Consider the following 16,634-nt stretch of genomic DNA (forward strand, 5'->3'; position numbering starts at 1 on the left):
GTCAGGTCAGGCCCGCCGACTTCAGCCACGCCTTGGCCACGTCCAGCGGGTCCTGCTTCTCGAGCTGGACCTGCGCGTCCAGTTCGAGCAGCGCGGCCGTGTCGAGCTTGGCCGAGACCGCGTCGAGTGCCGCGGCACCCTCCTTGGACAGCTCGCCCTTGCGGACCAGCGGCTGCACGTTCTGGAAGCCGAAGAGGTTCTCCGGGTCCTTCAGGACGACGAACTTGTCCCGGGCGATGGTCGGGTCGGTGGTGAAGAGGTCCGCGGCCTGCACGGTGTTCTTCTTCAGCGCCGTCTGGGTCAGCGGACCACCCGCGTCGAGGGACTTGAACGACTTGAACTCGAGGCCGTACACCGACTTCAGGCCCACCAGCCCCTGGTGCCGGGTCTGGAACTCGGGCGAGCCGCCGAAGTCCAGGTCCTTGGCGACGTCCTTGAGGTCCGCGATGGACGAGTCCGAGGTCAGCTTGTACTTCTTCGCGGTCTCCGCGTTGAGCGTCACGGAGTCCTTGTTCTGCGCGGCCGACGGCTTCAGCAGCTCCAGCTTGGAGTCGAGCTTGCCGTTGATGGCGGTCGTGGTCTCCTCGACCGTCTTCGGCTTGGCCTTGGCGTCGAGGTAGGCCAGCAGGGAGCCGTTGTACTCCGGCAGCACGGTGACGCTGCCGTTCTTCATCAGACCGTACGTGGTCTCCCGGCTGCCGATGTTGGGCTTGTAGGTGACCTTGATGCCCTTGGCCTTGAGGGCCTCGCCGTAGATGTCGGCGAGCAGGATGGACTCGGCGAAGTTGTTGGAGCCGACGACGACGGCTCCGCCCTCCGCCCCGCCGCCCTTGAGCGGGTCGTCGGAGGTGCCGCCGGAGGAACAGCCCCCGAGAAGAGCTGCCGCCGCGGCCAGCGCGACCGCTGCCGCGCCGGGGTGCCTCGATATGGACCGGGTGCTGCTCTTCCGTGTAGTAATCACCCACTGATCCAAGCCAGCGGATATTCGGTCAGTCAAGAGCAGCTTGGTCACCAATTGGCGTCATCTCCTGCGCACACCCGGAGATACCGCGACCCGGGCCGCCGCCCAGAACAGCGCGAGCGTGACCAGCGCGAGGACAGCCACCAGCGTCGCGCCGCCCACCACCTTCTCGTAGTTGCGCTGGTAAAGGCCGTCGACGATGTACCGTCCGAGGCCGCCCAGGCTGACGTACGCGGCGATGGTGGCCGTCGACACGATCTGGATGGCCGCCGAGCGCAGGCCGCTCAGGATCAGCGGGAGCGCGACCGGCAGTTCCACCTGGAAGAGGATCCGGGACTCGTGCATGCCCATGCCGCGGGCGGCGTCCACCGGCGAGGGGTCGACGGAGCGCATCGCCTCGTAGGTGGTGACCAGGATCGGCGGCACGGCGAGGATGACCAGCGGGATCATCACGGGCAGCATCCCGAAGCCCAGCAGGGTGGTCATCAGCACCAGCAGACCGAAGCTGGGCAGGGCCCGCCCGGCGGTGGCGACCAGGGACAGGGCGTTGCCGCCGCGCCCGTAGTGCCCGGTGACCAGTCCGATCGGCAGTCCGATCGCGGCGGCGAGGAGCAGGGCCTCCAGGGTGTACTGGACATGCTCCCCGAGGCGGGCCGGGATGCCGTCGTAGCCCTGCCAGTGGGCGCTGTCGCTGAAGAACGCGTTGACGAAGTTGAGTACGTTCACCGGGCGGCTTCCTCAAGGGCGGGCGCCGGCTTGCGACGGGCCCTCCCGCTCGGCATCCAGGGCGTCAGCAGCACCCGGACGAGGACCAGCAGGGCGTCGACGAGGACCGCCAGGAGCGCCGTGGTGATCACGGAGTTCCAGGTGAGTTCGGGCCGGTTGTAGATCTGCGCGTCGTGGAGCAGATTGCCGAGCGCGCCCTGGTTGCCGATCAGCATGCCGACGCTGACGAGGGAGATGCTCGACACGGTCGCCACCCTGAGGCCGGCGATGATCGCCGGTACCGCGATCGGCAACTGCACCTGGAAGTACCGCCGTACGGGCCCGAAGCCCATGGCGGTGGCGGCGGCCAGGGTCTCCGGGGGCACCGAGCGCACTCCGTCGACGATCGCCGGGACGAGCACCACCAGGCTGTACACGGCCAGCGGGATCATCACGGTGAGTTCGGTCTGGCCGGTGTAGTCGATGAGGACGACGAAGAACGCCAGGGACGGGATGGCGTACAGCACCGTCGTCAGGCCGAGGACGGGCGGGTACAGCCAGCGGAAGCGCACGCACAGCTGGGCGATCGGCAGGGCGAGGAGCAGTCCGGCCGCCACCGGGAGCAGGGCCTCCCTCAGGTGCAGCCCGATCAGCCCGAACCAGCTGTGCTGGAGGTCGCTCGGGATGTCGAAGAAGTCGTGGAGGAAGTCGCTCATCCGGCGACCTTCTCGTCGTCGTGCTCGTCGTCGCGCCGTGCCGCGTGGGCGCTGCGGATCGCCTCGCCGATGGTCTGCTGCGCGACCACTCCGGTCACGCGTCCGCCGGCGTCCACGGCGACGGCCCAGCCGGTCGGGGAGAGCACGGCGCAGTCGAGGGCGGCCCGCAGCGAGTCGGTGCCGGGTACGAACGGCCGCCCGTGGGAGAGGAGCTGGTCGGGCCTGATGTCACCGGCCGTCAGATCCTGGGGCGCGCTCCAGCCGAGCGGCCTGCCGTCCGTGCCGGTCACCAGGAGCCAGGGGGCTTCGGGGGCGGCGATCTGCTCGGCGGTGGCGTCGACCCGGATCACCGGGTCGGTGGTCAGCGTGAGCCCCGCGGACGGGAAGAACGACAGGCCCCGGATGCCGCGGTCGGCACCGAGGAAGTCCTCGACGAAGGCGTCGGCGGGGTTGGAGAGCAGCTCGGCGGGCGGTGCGTACTGGGCGAGACGGCCGCCTTCCCGCAGCACGGCGACCATGGTGCCGAGCTTGATCGCCTCGTCGATGTCGTGGGTGACGAAGACGATGGTCTTGCCCAACTCGTCCTGGATGCGCAGCAGTTCGTCCTGGAGGACCTTGCGCACCACGGGGTCGACCGCGGAGAACGGCTCGTCCATGAGCAGTACCGGCGGGTCTGCGGCGAGCGCCCGGGCCACGCCGACGCGCTGCTGCTGGCCGCCGGACAGCTGGTAGGGGTACCGCTTGGCGAGCGCGGCGTCGAGGCCCACGCGCTCCATCAGTTCGGCCGCCCTGGCCCGGGCCTTCTGCTTGCCCCAGCCGAGCATGCGCGGCACGGTCGCGATGTTGTCGACGATCGTGCGGTGCTGGAAGAGCCCGGCGTTCTGGATGACGTAGCCCATGGAGCGGCGCAGGGTGGTGACGGGCTGCCGCTGGATGTCCTCGCCGTCGAGGAGGATCGTTCCCTCGCTCGGTTCGACCATCCTGTTGATCATCCGCAGGGTGGTCGTCTTGCCACAGCCCGACGGTCCGACGAGGACGGTGATCGAGCGGTCGGGTATCTCCATGGAGAGCCGGTCGACCGCCACCGTGCCGTCCGGGTACCGCTTGGTGACTGATTCGATCCGTATCAAGGCGCCGGGGCCCTTCGGGTTGGCGGACTTTTGGCCATGGTCGTACGGGCTGTTGCCGGACGAGTCTAGACGGCAGCGGTTTCCGGCCCCGGGGCGGCCGCCGTGCCGTCCCCGTTCAGCGGCAGACGGACGGTGAACACCGTCGCCCCCGGCCCGCTGTCCAGCTCGATGCGGCCGCCGTGGGCCCGGACCAGGGACTGGGCGACCGCGAGGCCGAGGCCGCTGCCGCCCCGGTCACGGCTGCGGGCCTTGTCGACACGGTAGAAACGGTCGAAGACCCGGGCCCGGTCGTCGGGCGGGATGCCCGGACCGGTGTCGGCGACCCGCACCTCGGCCGAGCCGGGCGCGACACACACCTCCACGGACACCTTCGTCCCGGCGGGGGTGTGCACGGCGGCGTTGGTGAGGAGGTTGTCGACGACCTGCCGGATGCGCAGCGGGTCCATCCGCAGCCGCACCGGCCGCGGGCCCGCGAGCACGGTCAGCGGGTGGTCGGGGCGGCCCGCGCGGAAGGCGTCCGCGGCCTGGCACACCAACTCGGCCAGGTCGGCGTCCTCGAGTCGCAGCGGCTCCTCCACCTCCGCCGCGTCCAGCCGGGCGAGCAGCAGCAGGTCGTCCAGGAGAACACCCATCCGCGCGGCCTCGGCGCGCAGCCGGGCGAGGTGCCGGTCGCGTTCCTCGGGGGCGTTGGCGGCGGCGTACTGGAAGAGGTCGGCGTAGCCGCGTACCGACATCAGCGGGGTGCGCAGCTCGTGCGAGGCGTCGGCGACGAACCGGCGCAGCCGCTGCTCGGCCTCCGCGCGCACGGCGAGGGAGTGGTCGATGTGCTCCAGCATCGTGTTGAAGGCGGTGCGCAGTTCGTCCACCTCGGGTCCGCCGTCCCGGCCGTCGGCGCGCAGCGGCAGCCGGGCCGCCGACTCGGTCAGGTCGTGCGAGGCGATGCCGTGCGCGGTGGACGCCATGTCGCTGAGGGGTTTCAGTCCCCGGCGCAGCGTCCTGCGTCCGAAGACGACCAGCGCGAGCAGCGCGGCCCCGAAGGTGACGACCTGGATGGTGATCAGCTGCCCGACGGTGTCCTCGATGTCCTCCATGGGCGCGGCGCTGACCAGGACGACCCCGGGCTCGACCTGGCAGGCGCGCAACCGGTAGGAGCCCGCGCCCTTGAGGTGCTCGGTGCGCAGGAGTTCCGTGTGCGCGGTGGTCTGCGCCCGGGCCAGGGAGGTGAAGTCGTCGACGTCCTTCGGCAGGTCGGCCGGGTCCTCGGGCCTGCGGAGCTCGGGCGTGCCGTCCGAGACGTCGTACACGGCGTAGAACCAGCTGTAGTACTTCTTGCCCGAGAGCGTGCCGTAGTCCGCGATGCTCTTGGACTGGGCGATCTGGGCCTGTGCCAGCTGGGTGTCGAGCTGGGCCGAGAGGTAGTCCCGCATGTACGTGGTCAGGGCCGTGCCGACGACGGCGAACACGACCAGCGCCAGGGCGCCGAGGCCGAGGGCCAGCCGGGTGCCCAGGCGCATCCTGCGGTAGGTCCGCCGCAGTCCGGCGATCACTCGGAGGCCTGCCGCAGCACGTAGCCGAATCCCCGCACGGTGTGGATCAGGGGCGCGCCGCCGTCGTCCGTCTCCTCGAGCTTGCGGCGCAGGCGGCTGACGACCAGCTCCACGACGTTGGAGCGGCCACCGAAGCCGTACTCCCACACGTGGTCGAGGATCTGCGCCTTGGTGAGCACGGTGGGCGACTTGCGCATGAGGTAGCGCAGCACCTCGTACTCGGTCGGGGTGAGCGACAGCTGCCTCTCACCGCGCCGCACCTCGCGGGTGTCCTCGTCCATGGTCAGGTCGCCGACCTGGAGCACGGACCGCTGGAAGGCGGGGCCGGCGCTGCGCCGCAGCACGGTCCGCAGCCGGGCCATCAGCTCCTCCACGGCGAACGGCTTGACCAGGTAGTCGTCACCGCCCCGCGTCAGGCCCGCGACCCGGTCGGCGACGCCGTCGCGCGCGGTGAGGAACACCACCGGCACCATCGTCCCGGAGGCACGCAGCCGGTCCAGGACACCGAAGCCGTCCACGCCGGGCAGCATCAGGTCGAGCACCACGATGTCCGGGTGGAACTCGGCGGCCCGCTTCAGCGCGTCCTCGCCGGTGTACGCCGTGACCGCGTCCCAGCCCTCGTAGCGGGCGACGGTCGCGACGAGGTCGGCGATGGGCGGGTCGTCGTCGACGACGAGGAGGCGTACTTTTTCCACCCGCTCATAGTGCTTCACGTGTCCTGCGCCTCCCTAGCCGCTCGTGGCTTCGCTGCGGGATCGATAATCACTTGAAAGTTGAGCGACAGTATTTCGACAGCTCCCCGAGGACAAGCTCGGTGTCCCAGGATCCGATCAAGGAGCTGCCGACCGTGACCACCCTCCAAGAACCTCCCGCGGCGACCCGCGCGGGCGTGCGCCCCAGAGTGGTGGGGCGCACCGGCCTGTACGCGGTGCTGCTCGCCAACGCGGTCGTGGTGGCCGTGTTCTTCGTCCAGGCCGGCTTCGCCTCGAACACGCTCATCGTGCTGGGCCGGCTGACCGGGCTGTACGGCTCGCTGCTCATGGCGTTCCAGCTGCTGCTGGTGGCCCGGCTGCCGTGGTTCGACCGGCGGATCGGCATGGACCGGCTGACGTCCTGGCACCGCTGGACCGGCTTCTCGGTGCTGTGGCTGCTGCTGGCGCACGCGGTGTTCATCGTCTTCGGCTACGCGGAATCCTCGAGCCTGGACCCGGTGAACCAGCTGGTGGACCTCGCGGAGACCGTCGAGGGCGTGCTGCGCGCGATCACCGCCCTGGCGATCATCATCGTGGTCGGCGTGGTCTCGGCCCGCTCGGCCCGGCGCCGGCTGGCCTATGAGACCTGGCACTTCATCCACCTGTACACCTACGTCGCGGTGGTGCTGGCGTTCACGCACCAGGTCGCGGCGGGCACGACGTTCGCCTCGTCGCCGGCGGCGAAGACGTACTGGTACGCCGTGTGGGGCGTGGCCCTCGCCGCGGTGTTCACGGGCCGTCTGGTGCTGCCGCTGTGGCGCAACCTCCGTCACCAGCTGCGTGTGACGGCCGTCGTCCCCGAGAACGACAACGTGGTCTCGGTCTACATCACGGGCCGCGACCTGGACCGGCTGCCCGCCCGGGCCGGACAGTTCTTCCTGTGGCGGTTCCTGACGAAGGACCGCTGGTGGCAGGCCAACCCGTTCTCGCTGTCCGCCGCCCCCGACGGCCGTACGCTCCGGCTGACCGCCAAGCGCGCGGGCGACGGCAGCGCGGCCCTGCGGCACCTGAAGGTGGGCACGCGCGTGTTCGCCGAGGGCCCCTACGGCGCCTTCACCACCCTGCACCGCACCCGGCCGGACGCCCTGCTCATCGCCGGAGGCGTCGGTGTCACGCCGATCCGGGCCCTGCTGGAGGAACTGCACGGCCACGCGGTCGTGATCTACCGGGTGGCGACGGACCAGGACGCCGTCCTCTACGACGAACTGCGCGACCTCGCGCTCGCCAGGGGCGCGGAGCTGCACCTGGTGACGGGACCGGCCGTGCCGGACCGGCTGGCGCCTGGGGAGCTGGCCCGTCTCGTGCCGGACATCGCCGAGCGGGACGTCTACCTCTGTGGCCCGCCCCCGATGATGAACGCCGTGCTCGGCAGCCTGCGCGCACTCGACGTGCCCAAGCCGCAGGTCCACTTCGAACGCTTCAGCCTGGCCGGATGACGAGGAGAGATTCGTGAAGCGAGCCATACCCGTCCTCGTCCTGAGCGTCGCGGGCCTGATCCCGGTCTGGCGGTACGCGCCCTCGCAGGACACCGGATCGTCGTCGTCCGTCACGGAGGCCGCGGCGCCGGCGTCCACCCCCTCGGCCTCGTCGTCGGGTGGGTCCACGACCACGGTCGTGAAGGGCTCGACCCTCGACACGGAGAAGGGCCCGTTGCAGGTCGAGGTCACCTTCGACGGCGACAAGATCGCCTCGGTGCGGATGCTGCAGCAGCCGAACCATCCGCAGACCACGGCCGCCGTGCCCAAGCTGATCGAGGAGACGCTCCAGGCGCAGAGCGCCGACATCGACACGGTGTCCGGCGCCACGGTCACCAGCGACGGCTACAAGGAGTCGCTCCAGGCCGCCATCGACGCGAAGGGCTGAGGGGATGCGGCGCGTCGAGCACGTGATGGGGTTCCCGGTGTCGGTCCGGATCGACGACAAGGGCTTCCCCGAGGCGGCGGTGGACGGCCTCTTCGCCTGGCTGCACGAGGTCGACGCGCGGTTCAGCCCGTTCCGTCCGGACAGCGAGGTGTCGCGACTGGACCGAGGAGAGGTGTCCGAGCCGAGCCCGGCGCTGCGCGAGGTCCTGGACCTGTGCGAGGAGTACCGGGTCGCGACCGGGGGCGCGTTCGACGTACGCCTGCCGGGGCGCCGCCTCGATCCCTGCGCCGTGGTGAAGGGCTGGTCGGTGCAGAAGGGTGCGGAGCTGCTGGCGGCGGCCGGGGCACGGCGCTTCTGCCTCAACGCGGGCGGTGACGTGGTCGCCGCCGGCGGCCCCTGGCGCGTGGGCGTACGGCACCCCGAGCACGCCGACCGGCTGTGCACGGTCCTGGACCTCACGGACCGGGCCGTGGCGACGTCCGCCCGCTACGAGCGCGGCGACCACATCGTCGACGGGCGTACCGGCCGCCCGGCGACCGGGCTGCTCAGCCTCACGGTCGTCGCCCCCACCCTCACCGAGGCCGACACCGTCGCGACGGCGGCCTTCGCCATGGGCGCCGAGGGCGTCGAGTGGGCGGCGGCCCGGGAGAACTGCGGGGTGTTCGCGGTGGACGCCGGGCGCCGGGTCCTGCGGTCGCCGGGGTTCCCGGTCTCGAACGAACGCACGGCCGGGGCGTCGGCGGGTTAGGCTCCTTGAGGATCACTGCCGAACGGAAGGGGGCCGGAGGCATGAGCGCGACGGTGACGGCGGTCAGCAGCAACGGCGAGTACTCGTTCACGAAGCCGAACCGGGACAGCATCACCCTGCTCGCGGGGCTGGGGGTGGAGGGCGACATCCACGCGGGGGTGACGGTCAAGCACCGGTCACGGATCGCGCAGGACCCCACCCAGCCGAACCTGCGCCAGGTGCACCTCATCCACGAGGAGCTCTTCGCCGAGGTCGCGGACGCGGGGTTCGAGGTGGCACCCGGCGGACTCGGGGAGAACATCACCACGCGCGGCATCGACCTGCTCGGCCTGCCGGCGGGCACCCTGCTGCACATCGGCGAGGCCGCGGTGGTGGAGGTGACGGGCCTGCGCAATCCCTGCATCCAGATCGACGCGTTCCAGGACGGGCTGCTGAAGCAGGTCGTGGGCCGTGACGAAGCAGGCCGGATCGTGCGCAAGGCGGGCATCATGAGCGTCGTTCGCGAGGGCGGCGTGGTGCGGCCCGGGGACTCCATCGAGGTGCGGCTCCCCGCCGAACCGCACCGGCCGCTGGAACGTGTCTGAGCGAGCCCTTGACGGGCCCGTCACCCCTCCGGCAGGTCCTCCAGGAATCCCGCCGGCGGCACGAAGAAGAGGCTTCCGGTGACGGCCCGTGAGTAGTCCAGCAGCGGGTCGGGCCCCGAGCCCGGCTCGCCGAGGAACATCTTGCGCAGCATCGTCTCGGGTATCCCGGGCGTGCGCGCGTAGGCGACGAAGTACGTGCCGAACTCCCCGTGCCCCGGCCTGCCGAACGGCATCGCGGAGCGCAGGATCTTCTGCTCGGAGCCGTCCCCGCCGAGGACGGTGTTGACGTCCTTGTGGGAGCCGGGCGCGTCGAGTTCGAGGTTGGTGAGCTTGGTGCGGCCTATCACCTTCTCCTGGGCCTCCACGGCGAGGGCGTCCCACGCGTCCACGTCGTGCAGGTACTTCTGCACGATCGCGTAGCTGCCGCCGCGGAAGCCGGGATCCTCCTCGCCGACCAGTGCCGCGTCGGCCGCGGGCTGGCCGACGGGGTTCTCGGTGCCGTCGACGAAGCCGAGGAGGTTGCGCGAGTCGAAGTAGGCGAAGGCCTGTGTCTCGTCCCGCACGGTGACCGCGCCGCGCAACCGCCGTACCAGCTCGGCGGCGAGGGCGAAGCACAGGTCGGTGCGGGCGGCCCTGATGTGGAGGAACAGGTCGCCCGGGGTGGCCGGGGCGTGGTGCCGGGGCCCGGCCAGCTCGCGGAACGGGTGCAGCTCGGCGGGCCTGGGATCGCCGAACAGCCGTCCCCAGGCCCGGGATCCGACCCCGGCGACACAGCCGAGACCGCCGTCGGGGCTGGGGAAGCCGACGGACCGCACCAGGCCCGCGAGGGAGCCGAGCGCCTCCCGTACGGCGGCCTCCCCGCCGGGTTCGATCGTGGCGACCAGGAACACCGCGACCGATGCCGGCGGGTTCAGCAGCGGCTGCGACAGCGTCTCTCCCGGGGGCAGCGGTGACGTCATGGCTTCCCATCCCTTCGCCGGCCGACAGGGCCCGCCCGCTCCCCCTCCGGGGCGGCGCGGCCCACGCCCCTGACACGATGCCCAGCGAACAGGCGGCCGGAACTCCCCGGCCGGAAAGGACGGTTGCTAAGGCGCCTCGTCCTGAAGCACCTTCACGTCCCACGGTCCGAGCGGCACCGCGTCCGTGTACACGGTCTCCGACAGCACATCTCGCACGGCCCCGGGCGCCGGCACGGACACCTCGTCCCACGACCAGTTGTGCAGGAAGCGCACGCGGCGGCCGTCCCGGGCGGTCGCCGAGGTGGCCGTGACGCTCGGGTGGGCGGGGCGCCAGGCACGGTCCGGGGCGTACCGGTCGAACAGGGCCCGGGCGAAGACGGGATCGGGCACGGTGCCGACGTAGGTGACGCGGCCGGCGCCGTGGCGGTGCGTGGTGATCGCGGGCCAGCGGCCGAAGTGCGGATGCGTGTACGCCGCCAGCGTCTCGGCGCCCTGCGGCCGCAGTCCGTCCGCCCAGTGCAGGGCGTGCGCGTCGGCCGGGAGGGGGAGGGAGTCCGTGCCGGTGACGGGCAGCGGGTCGCGCAGGTTGCTGAACTCGTCGTACGTCACCCCGGCCGCCTCGGCCAGGCGTCCCGGCTGGAGGTCGGTGCGGGCCCTGGCCTCGGTGTCGCCGTAGCCGGTGCGCGGGCCGAGGACGAGGTGGCCGCCGGCCTCGGCGTAGGCGCGGAGCCGGTCGAGGACCGAGTCGTCGGCGGCGTAGTAGGCGGGCACGACGACAAGGGGCGGCAGGTCGGCGTCCGCGAGCTGCCCGGGATGCAGGACGCGTGCCTGGAGCCGCGCGTCGAAGGCGCCGCGGTAGAAGGCGTCGAAGACGGTCTCGTACGACCGCTCGTCCGGGTTTCCGTCGGCGTCGGCGAGCGGCGGCTGGCCCTTGAGCGCCCACTTGCTGGGCCCGTCGTACAGGAAGGCGACGTCGGCGTCCGGGGTGAGGGCCGACACCAGGTCACCGGCCTTCTCCAACTCCGCGCCGAGCGCCGCCAGTTCACGATAGACGCGGCCGGGCCTGCCGTTGTGCGGGAGGATGCCGCCCCAGTAGGTCTCGGTGCCGAAGTGCAGGGTGTGCCAGTGCCAGTACTCGATCATCGAGGCGCCGCGGGAGATCAGCGCCCAGGCGGCCTGGCGCCACTGGCCGTCGTAGGCGGGGCGGTTGTCCCACGGCCCGCTGATGGCCTGCGCGTTGGTCTCGGTGACCAGGTAGGGCTCCTGGCGGGAGGAGTACATGCGGTCGGCGCTGCGGTACAGCGCCCAGGTGCCGTTGGTCGTCCAGTGCTGCCCGTCGCCGGCCACGTCGGGCAGGGCGAGGGCGTCCTGCATCGTGTAGTAGGGATTGCCCGCGGTGACGTCGAGGCGCTCGGTGAGCCGGTCGTCCTCGACGCCCTGGCGGTCGTAGGAGATACAGGTCGTGACGAACTGGCCGGGGCGGGCGTACTCGCGCACGATCTCAGCCTGCCAGGCGATGAACTCGGTGGTGAGCCGGGCCTGGAAGCGCCGCCAGGCCAGGTCGTACTGCGGCTGGGCGTTGCCGTCCGGGGTCCACAGGTCGGCCCAGGTGGACAGCCGGTGGGACCAGTAGACCAGGCCCCATTCGCGGTTGAGGGTCTCCACGTCGCCGTACCGCTCGCGCAGTTCGTCGGTGAAGCGCTGGAAGACGCCGTGGTTGTGGAAGAGATGCAGACCCGGTTCGTTGTCCACCTGGAAGCCGATGACCGCCTGGTGGTCGGCGTAGCGGCCGACGACCTTGCGGATGACGCGCTCGGCGTGGAAGCGGAACGCGGGGTGGGTGAAGTCGACCTCCTGCCGGGCGCCCCAGCCGAGGCGCTCACCCGTGCGGGACTCGCCGGCGATCTCCGGGTACTGCCGGGCCAGCCACGGCGGCACCGCGTACGTCGGTGTCCCGAGGATCACGGAGATGCCCCGCTCGTGCGCGCCGTCCAGGACCGGCTGGAGCCAGTCGAGGTCGAAGCGGCCGTTCTCGGGCTCCCAGGTGGACCAGACCGACTCGCCGACGCGGATCACCGTGAAGCGGGCCTCGGCCATCAGGTCGAGGTCGTCCTTGAGGCGCTCGTACGGCTGGTACTCGTGGTAGTAGGCGGCACCGAACAGGACGCGTCGGGGCAGCTCGAACATGCTTCTCCTTCGGATGAGTTGAGGGGCCGGTCAGCCCTTCACGGCGCCCGTGGACAGGCCTTCGAGGAGCTGCTTGCGCAGCAGCACGAAGAGGGCGACGGCAGGCAGGACGGCGAGGACGGCTCCGGCGAGCACGAGGTCGTACTGCCGTTGCTCCGACACGAACAGGGTCTGCAGACCCAGCGGCAGGGTGTACTGGGAGCTGTCGGAGACCAGCACCAGCGGCCACAGGAAGCTGTTGTAGCTCTGCAGGAACTGCCAGACGGCCAGGGCGCCCAGTGAGGGCCGCAGCAGGGGCAGCACGATGGTCCGGAAGATGCCGAACTCGCTCGCCCCGTCGATCCGGGCGGCCTCCAGCACCGAGTCCGGAATGGACTGCACGATGTACTGCTGCATCATGAAGATCCCGAACGCGGGCGCCACCCAGGGCACGATCAGCGCGAACCACGGGCTGCCGAGCCCGGTCTTCACCAGGATCACGAACAGCGGCACCAGGATCACCGCGAAGGGGATCGACAGCGAGCTGAACATGACGTCGAACAGCAGCCGTTTCCCGGCGAACCGGAACTTGGCGAAGCCGTACCCGGCGAGCGCGCAGACGAAGACGGACACCATGGTGGCGACGACGGCGACGACCGTGCTCATCAGGAACCAGCGGCCGAAGGGCTGCTCGGTGAGCAGGGTGCGGTAGTTGTCCAGGGTGAAGGGGTCCGGGAGGAGTTTCGGCGGGTAGCCGAAGATCTCGCCGCGTGGCTTGAACGAGCCGCTCAGCGCCCACACCAGCGGGGCGAGGAACCCCACGAACAGCAGGACCAGGACGCCGTAGAGCGGCAGACGGGCGCGTTTCACGAGGCGGCCCTCCCGATGCCGAGGAGACGGTTGACGAGCCGGCTGAGGCCGAAGACGAGGACGAAGAGGACGACGGCCGCGGCGGCGGCGTAGCCGAACTGCTGGCGCTGGAAGGCGGCCCGGTAGATGAACATGGTCACCGAGAGGGTGGATTCGGCCGGTCCGCCGCCGGTGAGCAGATACGGCTCCTCGAAGATCTGGGCCGCGCAGATGAAGGACGTGACGACGACGAACGCCGTCACCGGCTTCAGCGCCGGCAGGGTGACGGTGGTGAAGGTGCGCAGCCGCCCGGCCCCGTCGATCGCGGCGGCCTCGTACAGCTCCCGGGGCACGTTCTGGAGCCCGGCGAGGAAGAAGACGGTGAGGTAACCGGTCCAGCGCCACAGCATGACCAGGGCGATGCTCACCTTGGCCATGGACGGGTCTCCGAGCCAGTCGACGCCGCCGGTGCCGAACAGCGCCCGCAGCACCGCGTTGGCGAGCCCGAACTGCCGGTCGAAGATCAGGCCGAAGACCAGGGCGACGAGGATCGGGGACACGACGATCGGCACGAAGTAGGCCGTCCGCCACAGGTCACGTGCCCTGAGCCCCCTGGCGTTGAGCGCCTGGGCGATCAGCAGCGCGAGCGGCACGACGACACAGACCGCGACCAGTACGAAGACGGCGGTGTTCCCGAGGGCCCGGTGAAAACTTATGTCCGTGGCGAGCAGCCGGTAGTTCCGCGGCCCCACCCAGTGCGGGGTCCCGAGCCCCACCCACTCGGTGAGACTCAGCCACACCGATACACCGATCGGGACCAGCATGAACAGGACGTAGAGAAGATAGAAGGGCGAGATGAAGAGGTAGGGCGCCCAGGACCGCTTCGGGCGGCGCCCTGTGTCCGTCTCCCCGACGCCCTCACGGGTGGGTCGACTCGGACCGGCTAGGGCGGTAGTCATGATGGAGGACCTCCTGAACAGCGCCCCGGAAGGGGCGCGGGGAACTGCGCGACAAGCCACAACGGCGCCGCGGCCGAACTACCGCCCGGCCTGGTCACGAAAGTCCTCCGCGGTCTGTCGCAACGCCTGCCGCGGAGTCACATCCCCGCGATACGCCCGCAGCAGATTCCCCGCGAGAACGTCGTAGAGAATCGACTGGTCGGGACTTTGATGAAACGGCGGCACATCCGGCAGCAGCGAGCGATACAGCCCGAAAAGCCGCTGCCCCCCGCAGAAGTCGTCCTTGTACGCCCCCAGCCGCGGATCCTCGTACACGGACCGCCGCGTCGGCAGATACCCCGTCTCGGTGAACCGCCGCACCTGGCCGTCGTGGGTGAGCCAGGTCTTGAACAGGAACTCCGTCGCCGCCCGGGTGGCGGCCTTGTCCTTGACGACGCCGAAGCCCGTGCCGCCGAGCGCGGCGGTCACCCCACCCCCGGCCGCGAAGCGCGGCAGCGCCCGCACCCGCCACTTGCCCTTCTGCTCCGGCACATTGGGCAACAGGCCGTAGTTCTTGTACCAGATCGCCATGGGCAGCCCGATCACCCGGCCCTGTTTCAGCGCGGTCTGCATGGCGGCCCCGTAGTAGTCGGCCACGTCGATGACGAACCCGCTGCGCAGCCCCTCGCAGAGGAACCGCAGCACCTCCTCGGCCTCCGGCGAGTCGAGCCGCAGCTTCCCGTCGGCGTCGAAGAACTCACCGCCGCGCTGGTAGAGCAGCATCTGGAAGGACTGCACGACCTGGCCCGGGTCGCTGCCCACCGTGGAGACGACGCACATCGAGGCCTTGTGATCCCGGTACACCCGGGCGCCGTCCTCGGCGAACTCCTCCCAGGTCTGGTCGCCTCGGAGCAGCCCGTACTCGTCGAAGAGGTCCTCGCGGTAGAAGTACACGACCATCGGGGTGTCCGAGTCGAAGGCGTAGACACGGCCGTCCCTGCTGAAGGGGGCGGTACGGGCGGGCAGCAGATCGTTTTTCAGGCCGGGCACGGCCTCGATGTCGGGCGTGAAGTCGTGCAGCAGCCGCTCGGCGATGTCGCCGCGCAGCATGCGCGGGAAGCTGCCGATCTCGAAGCCCACCATGTCGGGTGTGCCGCGTCCGGCGACGGCCTGGGCGAGCAGCTTGGTGACGATGTCCGGGGGCCCGGAGCGGGTGACCTTCAGGTGGTAGCGGAAGTCGGTGGCCCGGTCGGCCTCCGGGACGCCTTTCACGAAGAACGCCTCGTAGCCCGGGTCGTGGGTCCACAGGGAGAGGGTGACGTCGCCGGAGGTGCGGGGCGTCGTGTCGCCCTGTCCGCAGGCGGAGAGTGCGGCGGCCGTACCGAGGCCGAGGGCTCCGCGCAACAGAGCGCGGCGGGTCGCAGGGGCAGGGGACGGTGGGGTGTACACACGTGACTCCTCACGTGGTGCGGGCTACGGGGGGGGAAGCGCGGGCCCCGGGTCGCGTACCGGGCCGGTGGAGGCCCGTACGGTCAACTCGACCGCCTGGTCGGCGGGTTCGGCCGGTGCCGGGCGGCCCTCGATCAGGGCGATCAGTACGTCGACGGCGCGGTCGGCGACGGCGGCGAAGTTCTGCCGGACGGTGGTCAGCGGCGGGGAGAGATAGGCGGCGGCGGGGATGTCGTCGTAGCCGACGACGCTCACGTCGCCGGGGACGGCGCGGCCCGCGTCGGCGAACGCGCGCAGGGCGCCGATGGCCATGTCGTCGTTGGCGGCGAACACGGCCGTCACATCACAGAGTCCGGCGAGCTGCCGTCCGGCGGCGTACCCGGAGGCCGGGCTCCAGTCGCCGGGTGACGGCAGGGGCGGTTCGGGCGCGCCGGCGGCGGCGAGGGCCTCACGCCAGCCGCGCAGACGGTCGCGGGCGGCCCACCAGTCCTGTGGGCCGGGCAGGTGCCAGACGGTGCGGTGGCCCAGGGACAGCAGATGCTCGGTGGCGATCCGGGCGGCCGCGATGCCGTCGCCGCCGACCACGGCACAGGTGCCCCGGGCGAGTTCCACGCCCTCGCCGACGCTGACCACCGGCACATCGGCGCTGAGCCTGAGCGGCGTGCCGTCGTCGATGGGCTCGGACAGCACGATCCCGTCCACGCCCTGCTCCAGCAGCGCGTCCACGGCGACCGAGACCTTCTGCCCCTCCAGGGTGCTGGCCAGAGCGACGGAGTACCCGGCGCGCTGCATCGCCCGCTCCAGGGCGATGAGCAGGGTCGACGGGCCGTAGAGCGAACTGCCCAGCGAGACCACGCCGATCCGCCGGTAGCGGCCGAGGAGCAGGGCCCGGGCCGCGGTGTTGGGACGGTAGTCCAGTTCGCGGATGACCCTCAGGACGCGGTCGCGCACCTCGGGGCTCACATGCGGCTCGCCGTTGACGACCCGCGAGACGGTCTTCTGCGACACCCCGGCGGCCCGTGCGACCTCGGTCATGCCGGGACCACGACGGCGACGGCCGCCTTCGGCTCCGGTCGTGGTCATGAGGACTCCCAGGGGGTGGCACGGGCGTGGACTACGTAGTCAGTCGCGGCATCAGGATGGCGAGAGCGAGCTTGACTACGTAGTCAGGCCAGTGTGGGAGCACGGACGGCCGGCGTCAATGCCCCGGGCGTAGACGATCTCCGACGCCCCATTGATTGATTGCTTGATTCAGCATCTCTAGCAT

The 16,634-nt window shown here is 71.0% G+C and carries 16 protein-coding genes; 4 read left to right on the top strand and 12 right to left on the bottom strand.

Annotation, left to right across the window (positions count from 1 at the left end):
- Position 1: 1 nt before the first annotated feature.
- From AC07DF_RS30225 to AC07DF_RS30250, 6 genes are all read right to left on the bottom strand, one after another.
- Positions 2-958 (bottom strand): ABC transporter substrate-binding protein, encoded by a 957-nt coding sequence (locus AC07DF_RS30225; protein WP_478979262.1) that lies wholly within the window; start codon positions 956-958, stop codon positions 2-4.
- A 63-nt stretch (positions 959-1,021) separates the two neighbouring features.
- Positions 1,022-1,687 carry an ABC transporter permease gene (locus tag AC07DF_RS30230; protein WP_382496137.1) on the bottom strand — a complete coding sequence of 222 codons (666 nt, stop codon included), beginning with the start codon at positions 1,685-1,687 and terminating at the stop codon, positions 1,022-1,024.
- Positions 1,684-2,382, bottom strand: coding sequence for an ABC transporter permease (locus AC07DF_RS30235; RefSeq protein ID WP_478978318.1), 699 nt, complete (start codon positions 2,380-2,382; stop codon positions 1,684-1,686). Before AC07DF_RS30235 ends, AC07DF_RS30230 begins: the two co-directional genes overlap by 4 nt.
- Complete coding sequence (locus tag AC07DF_RS30240; protein WP_478978321.1) at positions 2,379-3,512, bottom strand: ABC transporter ATP-binding protein; 1,134 nt, start codon at positions 3,510-3,512, stop codon at positions 2,379-2,381. Before AC07DF_RS30240 ends, AC07DF_RS30235 begins: the two co-directional genes overlap by 4 nt.
- 65 nt (positions 3,513-3,577) lie before the next feature.
- Positions 3,578-5,059: a sensor histidine kinase gene (locus tag AC07DF_RS30245; protein WP_478978324.1), complete on the bottom strand. Its 1,482-nt coding sequence runs from the start codon at positions 5,057-5,059 to the stop codon at positions 3,578-3,580.
- Entirely contained in the window at positions 5,056-5,754 is a 699-nt protein-coding gene (locus tag AC07DF_RS30250; RefSeq protein ID WP_478979265.1) for a response regulator transcription factor, read from the bottom strand. The genes AC07DF_RS30245 and AC07DF_RS30250 overlap by 4 nt, the downstream gene beginning before the upstream one ends.
- A 152-nt stretch (positions 5,755-5,906) precedes the next feature.
- On the opposite strand from AC07DF_RS30250, the gene AC07DF_RS30255 reads away from it, so the two are divergent.
- The 4 genes from AC07DF_RS30255 to AC07DF_RS30270 are packed head-to-tail and all read left to right on the top strand — an operon-like array spanning position 5,907 to position 9,006.
- The gene (locus AC07DF_RS30255) at positions 5,907-7,247 is read left to right on the top strand and encodes a ferredoxin reductase family protein (protein WP_478979268.1); all 1,341 of its coding nucleotides are present in this window, start codon (positions 5,907-5,909) and stop codon (positions 7,245-7,247) included.
- A gap of 13 nt (positions 7,248-7,260) precedes the next feature.
- A complete protein-coding gene (locus AC07DF_RS30260) occupies positions 7,261-7,674 on the top strand; it encodes an FMN-binding protein (RefSeq protein ID WP_478978327.1) in 414 nt (137 codons plus the stop codon).
- 4 nt (positions 7,675-7,678) lie between these two features.
- On the top strand, positions 7,679-8,422 hold the full coding sequence (locus AC07DF_RS30265; RefSeq protein ID WP_478978330.1) for an FAD:protein FMN transferase: 744 nt from the start codon (positions 7,679-7,681) through the stop codon (positions 8,420-8,422).
- 41 nt (positions 8,423-8,463) lie between these two features.
- Entirely contained in the window at positions 8,464-9,006 is a 543-nt protein-coding gene (locus AC07DF_RS30270; protein WP_478978333.1) for an MOSC domain-containing protein, read from the top strand.
- Positions 9,007-9,026: 20 nt separating this feature from the next.
- Here AC07DF_RS30270 and AC07DF_RS30275 read toward each other — a convergent pair whose 3' ends face one another.
- The 6 genes from AC07DF_RS30275 to AC07DF_RS30300 form a co-directional block, all read right to left on the bottom strand.
- Entirely contained in the window at positions 9,027-9,965 is a 939-nt protein-coding gene (locus AC07DF_RS30275; protein ID WP_478978336.1) for a Dyp-type peroxidase, read from the bottom strand.
- 126 nt (positions 9,966-10,091) lie between these two features.
- The gene (locus AC07DF_RS30280; RefSeq protein WP_478978339.1) at positions 10,092-12,152 is read right to left on the bottom strand and encodes a beta-galactosidase; all 2,061 of its coding nucleotides are present in this window, start codon (positions 12,150-12,152) and stop codon (positions 10,092-10,094) included.
- 30 nt (positions 12,153-12,182) lie between these two features.
- Positions 12,183-13,001 (bottom strand): carbohydrate ABC transporter permease, encoded by an 819-nt coding sequence (locus AC07DF_RS30285; protein WP_478978342.1) that lies wholly within the window; start codon positions 12,999-13,001, stop codon positions 12,183-12,185.
- On the bottom strand, positions 12,998-13,939 hold the full coding sequence (locus tag AC07DF_RS30290; protein WP_478978345.1) for a carbohydrate ABC transporter permease: 942 nt from the start codon (positions 13,937-13,939) through the stop codon (positions 12,998-13,000). Before AC07DF_RS30290 ends, AC07DF_RS30285 begins: the two co-directional genes overlap by 4 nt.
- Positions 13,940-14,017: 78 nt before the next feature.
- The gene (locus AC07DF_RS30295; RefSeq protein WP_478978348.1) at positions 14,018-15,367 is read right to left on the bottom strand and encodes an ABC transporter substrate-binding protein; all 1,350 of its coding nucleotides are present in this window, start codon (positions 15,365-15,367) and stop codon (positions 14,018-14,020) included.
- Between the two features lie 24 nt (positions 15,368-15,391).
- Entirely contained in the window at positions 15,392-16,450 is a 1,059-nt protein-coding gene (locus tag AC07DF_RS30300; protein ID WP_478978351.1) for a LacI family DNA-binding transcriptional regulator, read from the bottom strand.
- Positions 16,451-16,634 lie beyond the last annotated feature (184 nt).

It is taken from the genome of Streptomyces sp. NPDC044719, from assembly GCF_056433405.1.

What these genes read in the sequence shown, in the direction of transcription:
- AC07DF_RS30275 (WP_478978336.1), bottom strand. Translation starts at nt 9,965, where the DNA reads ATGACGTCACCGCTGCCCCCGGGAGAGACGCTGTCGCAGCCGCTGCTG.
- AC07DF_RS30235 (WP_478978318.1), bottom strand. Translation starts at nt 2,382, where the DNA reads ATGAGCGACTTCCTCCACGACTTCTTCGACATCCCGAGCGACCTCCAG.
- AC07DF_RS30265 (WP_478978330.1), top strand. Translation starts at nt 7,679, where the DNA reads ATGCGGCGCGTCGAGCACGTGATGGGGTTCCCGGTGTCGGTCCGGATC.
- AC07DF_RS30280 (WP_478978339.1), bottom strand. Translation starts at nt 12,152, where the DNA reads ATGTTCGAGCTGCCCCGACGCGTCCTGTTCGGTGCCGCCTACTACCAC.
- AC07DF_RS30300 (WP_478978351.1), bottom strand. Translation starts at nt 16,450, where the DNA reads ATGACCACGACCGGAGCCGAAGGCGGCCGTCGCCGTCGTGGTCCCGGC.
- AC07DF_RS30270 (WP_478978333.1), top strand. Translation starts at nt 8,464, where the DNA reads ATGAGCGCGACGGTGACGGCGGTCAGCAGCAACGGCGAGTACTCGTTC.
- AC07DF_RS30290 (WP_478978345.1), bottom strand. Translation starts at nt 13,939, where the DNA reads ATGACTACCGCCCTAGCCGGTCCGAGTCGACCCACCCGTGAGGGCGTC.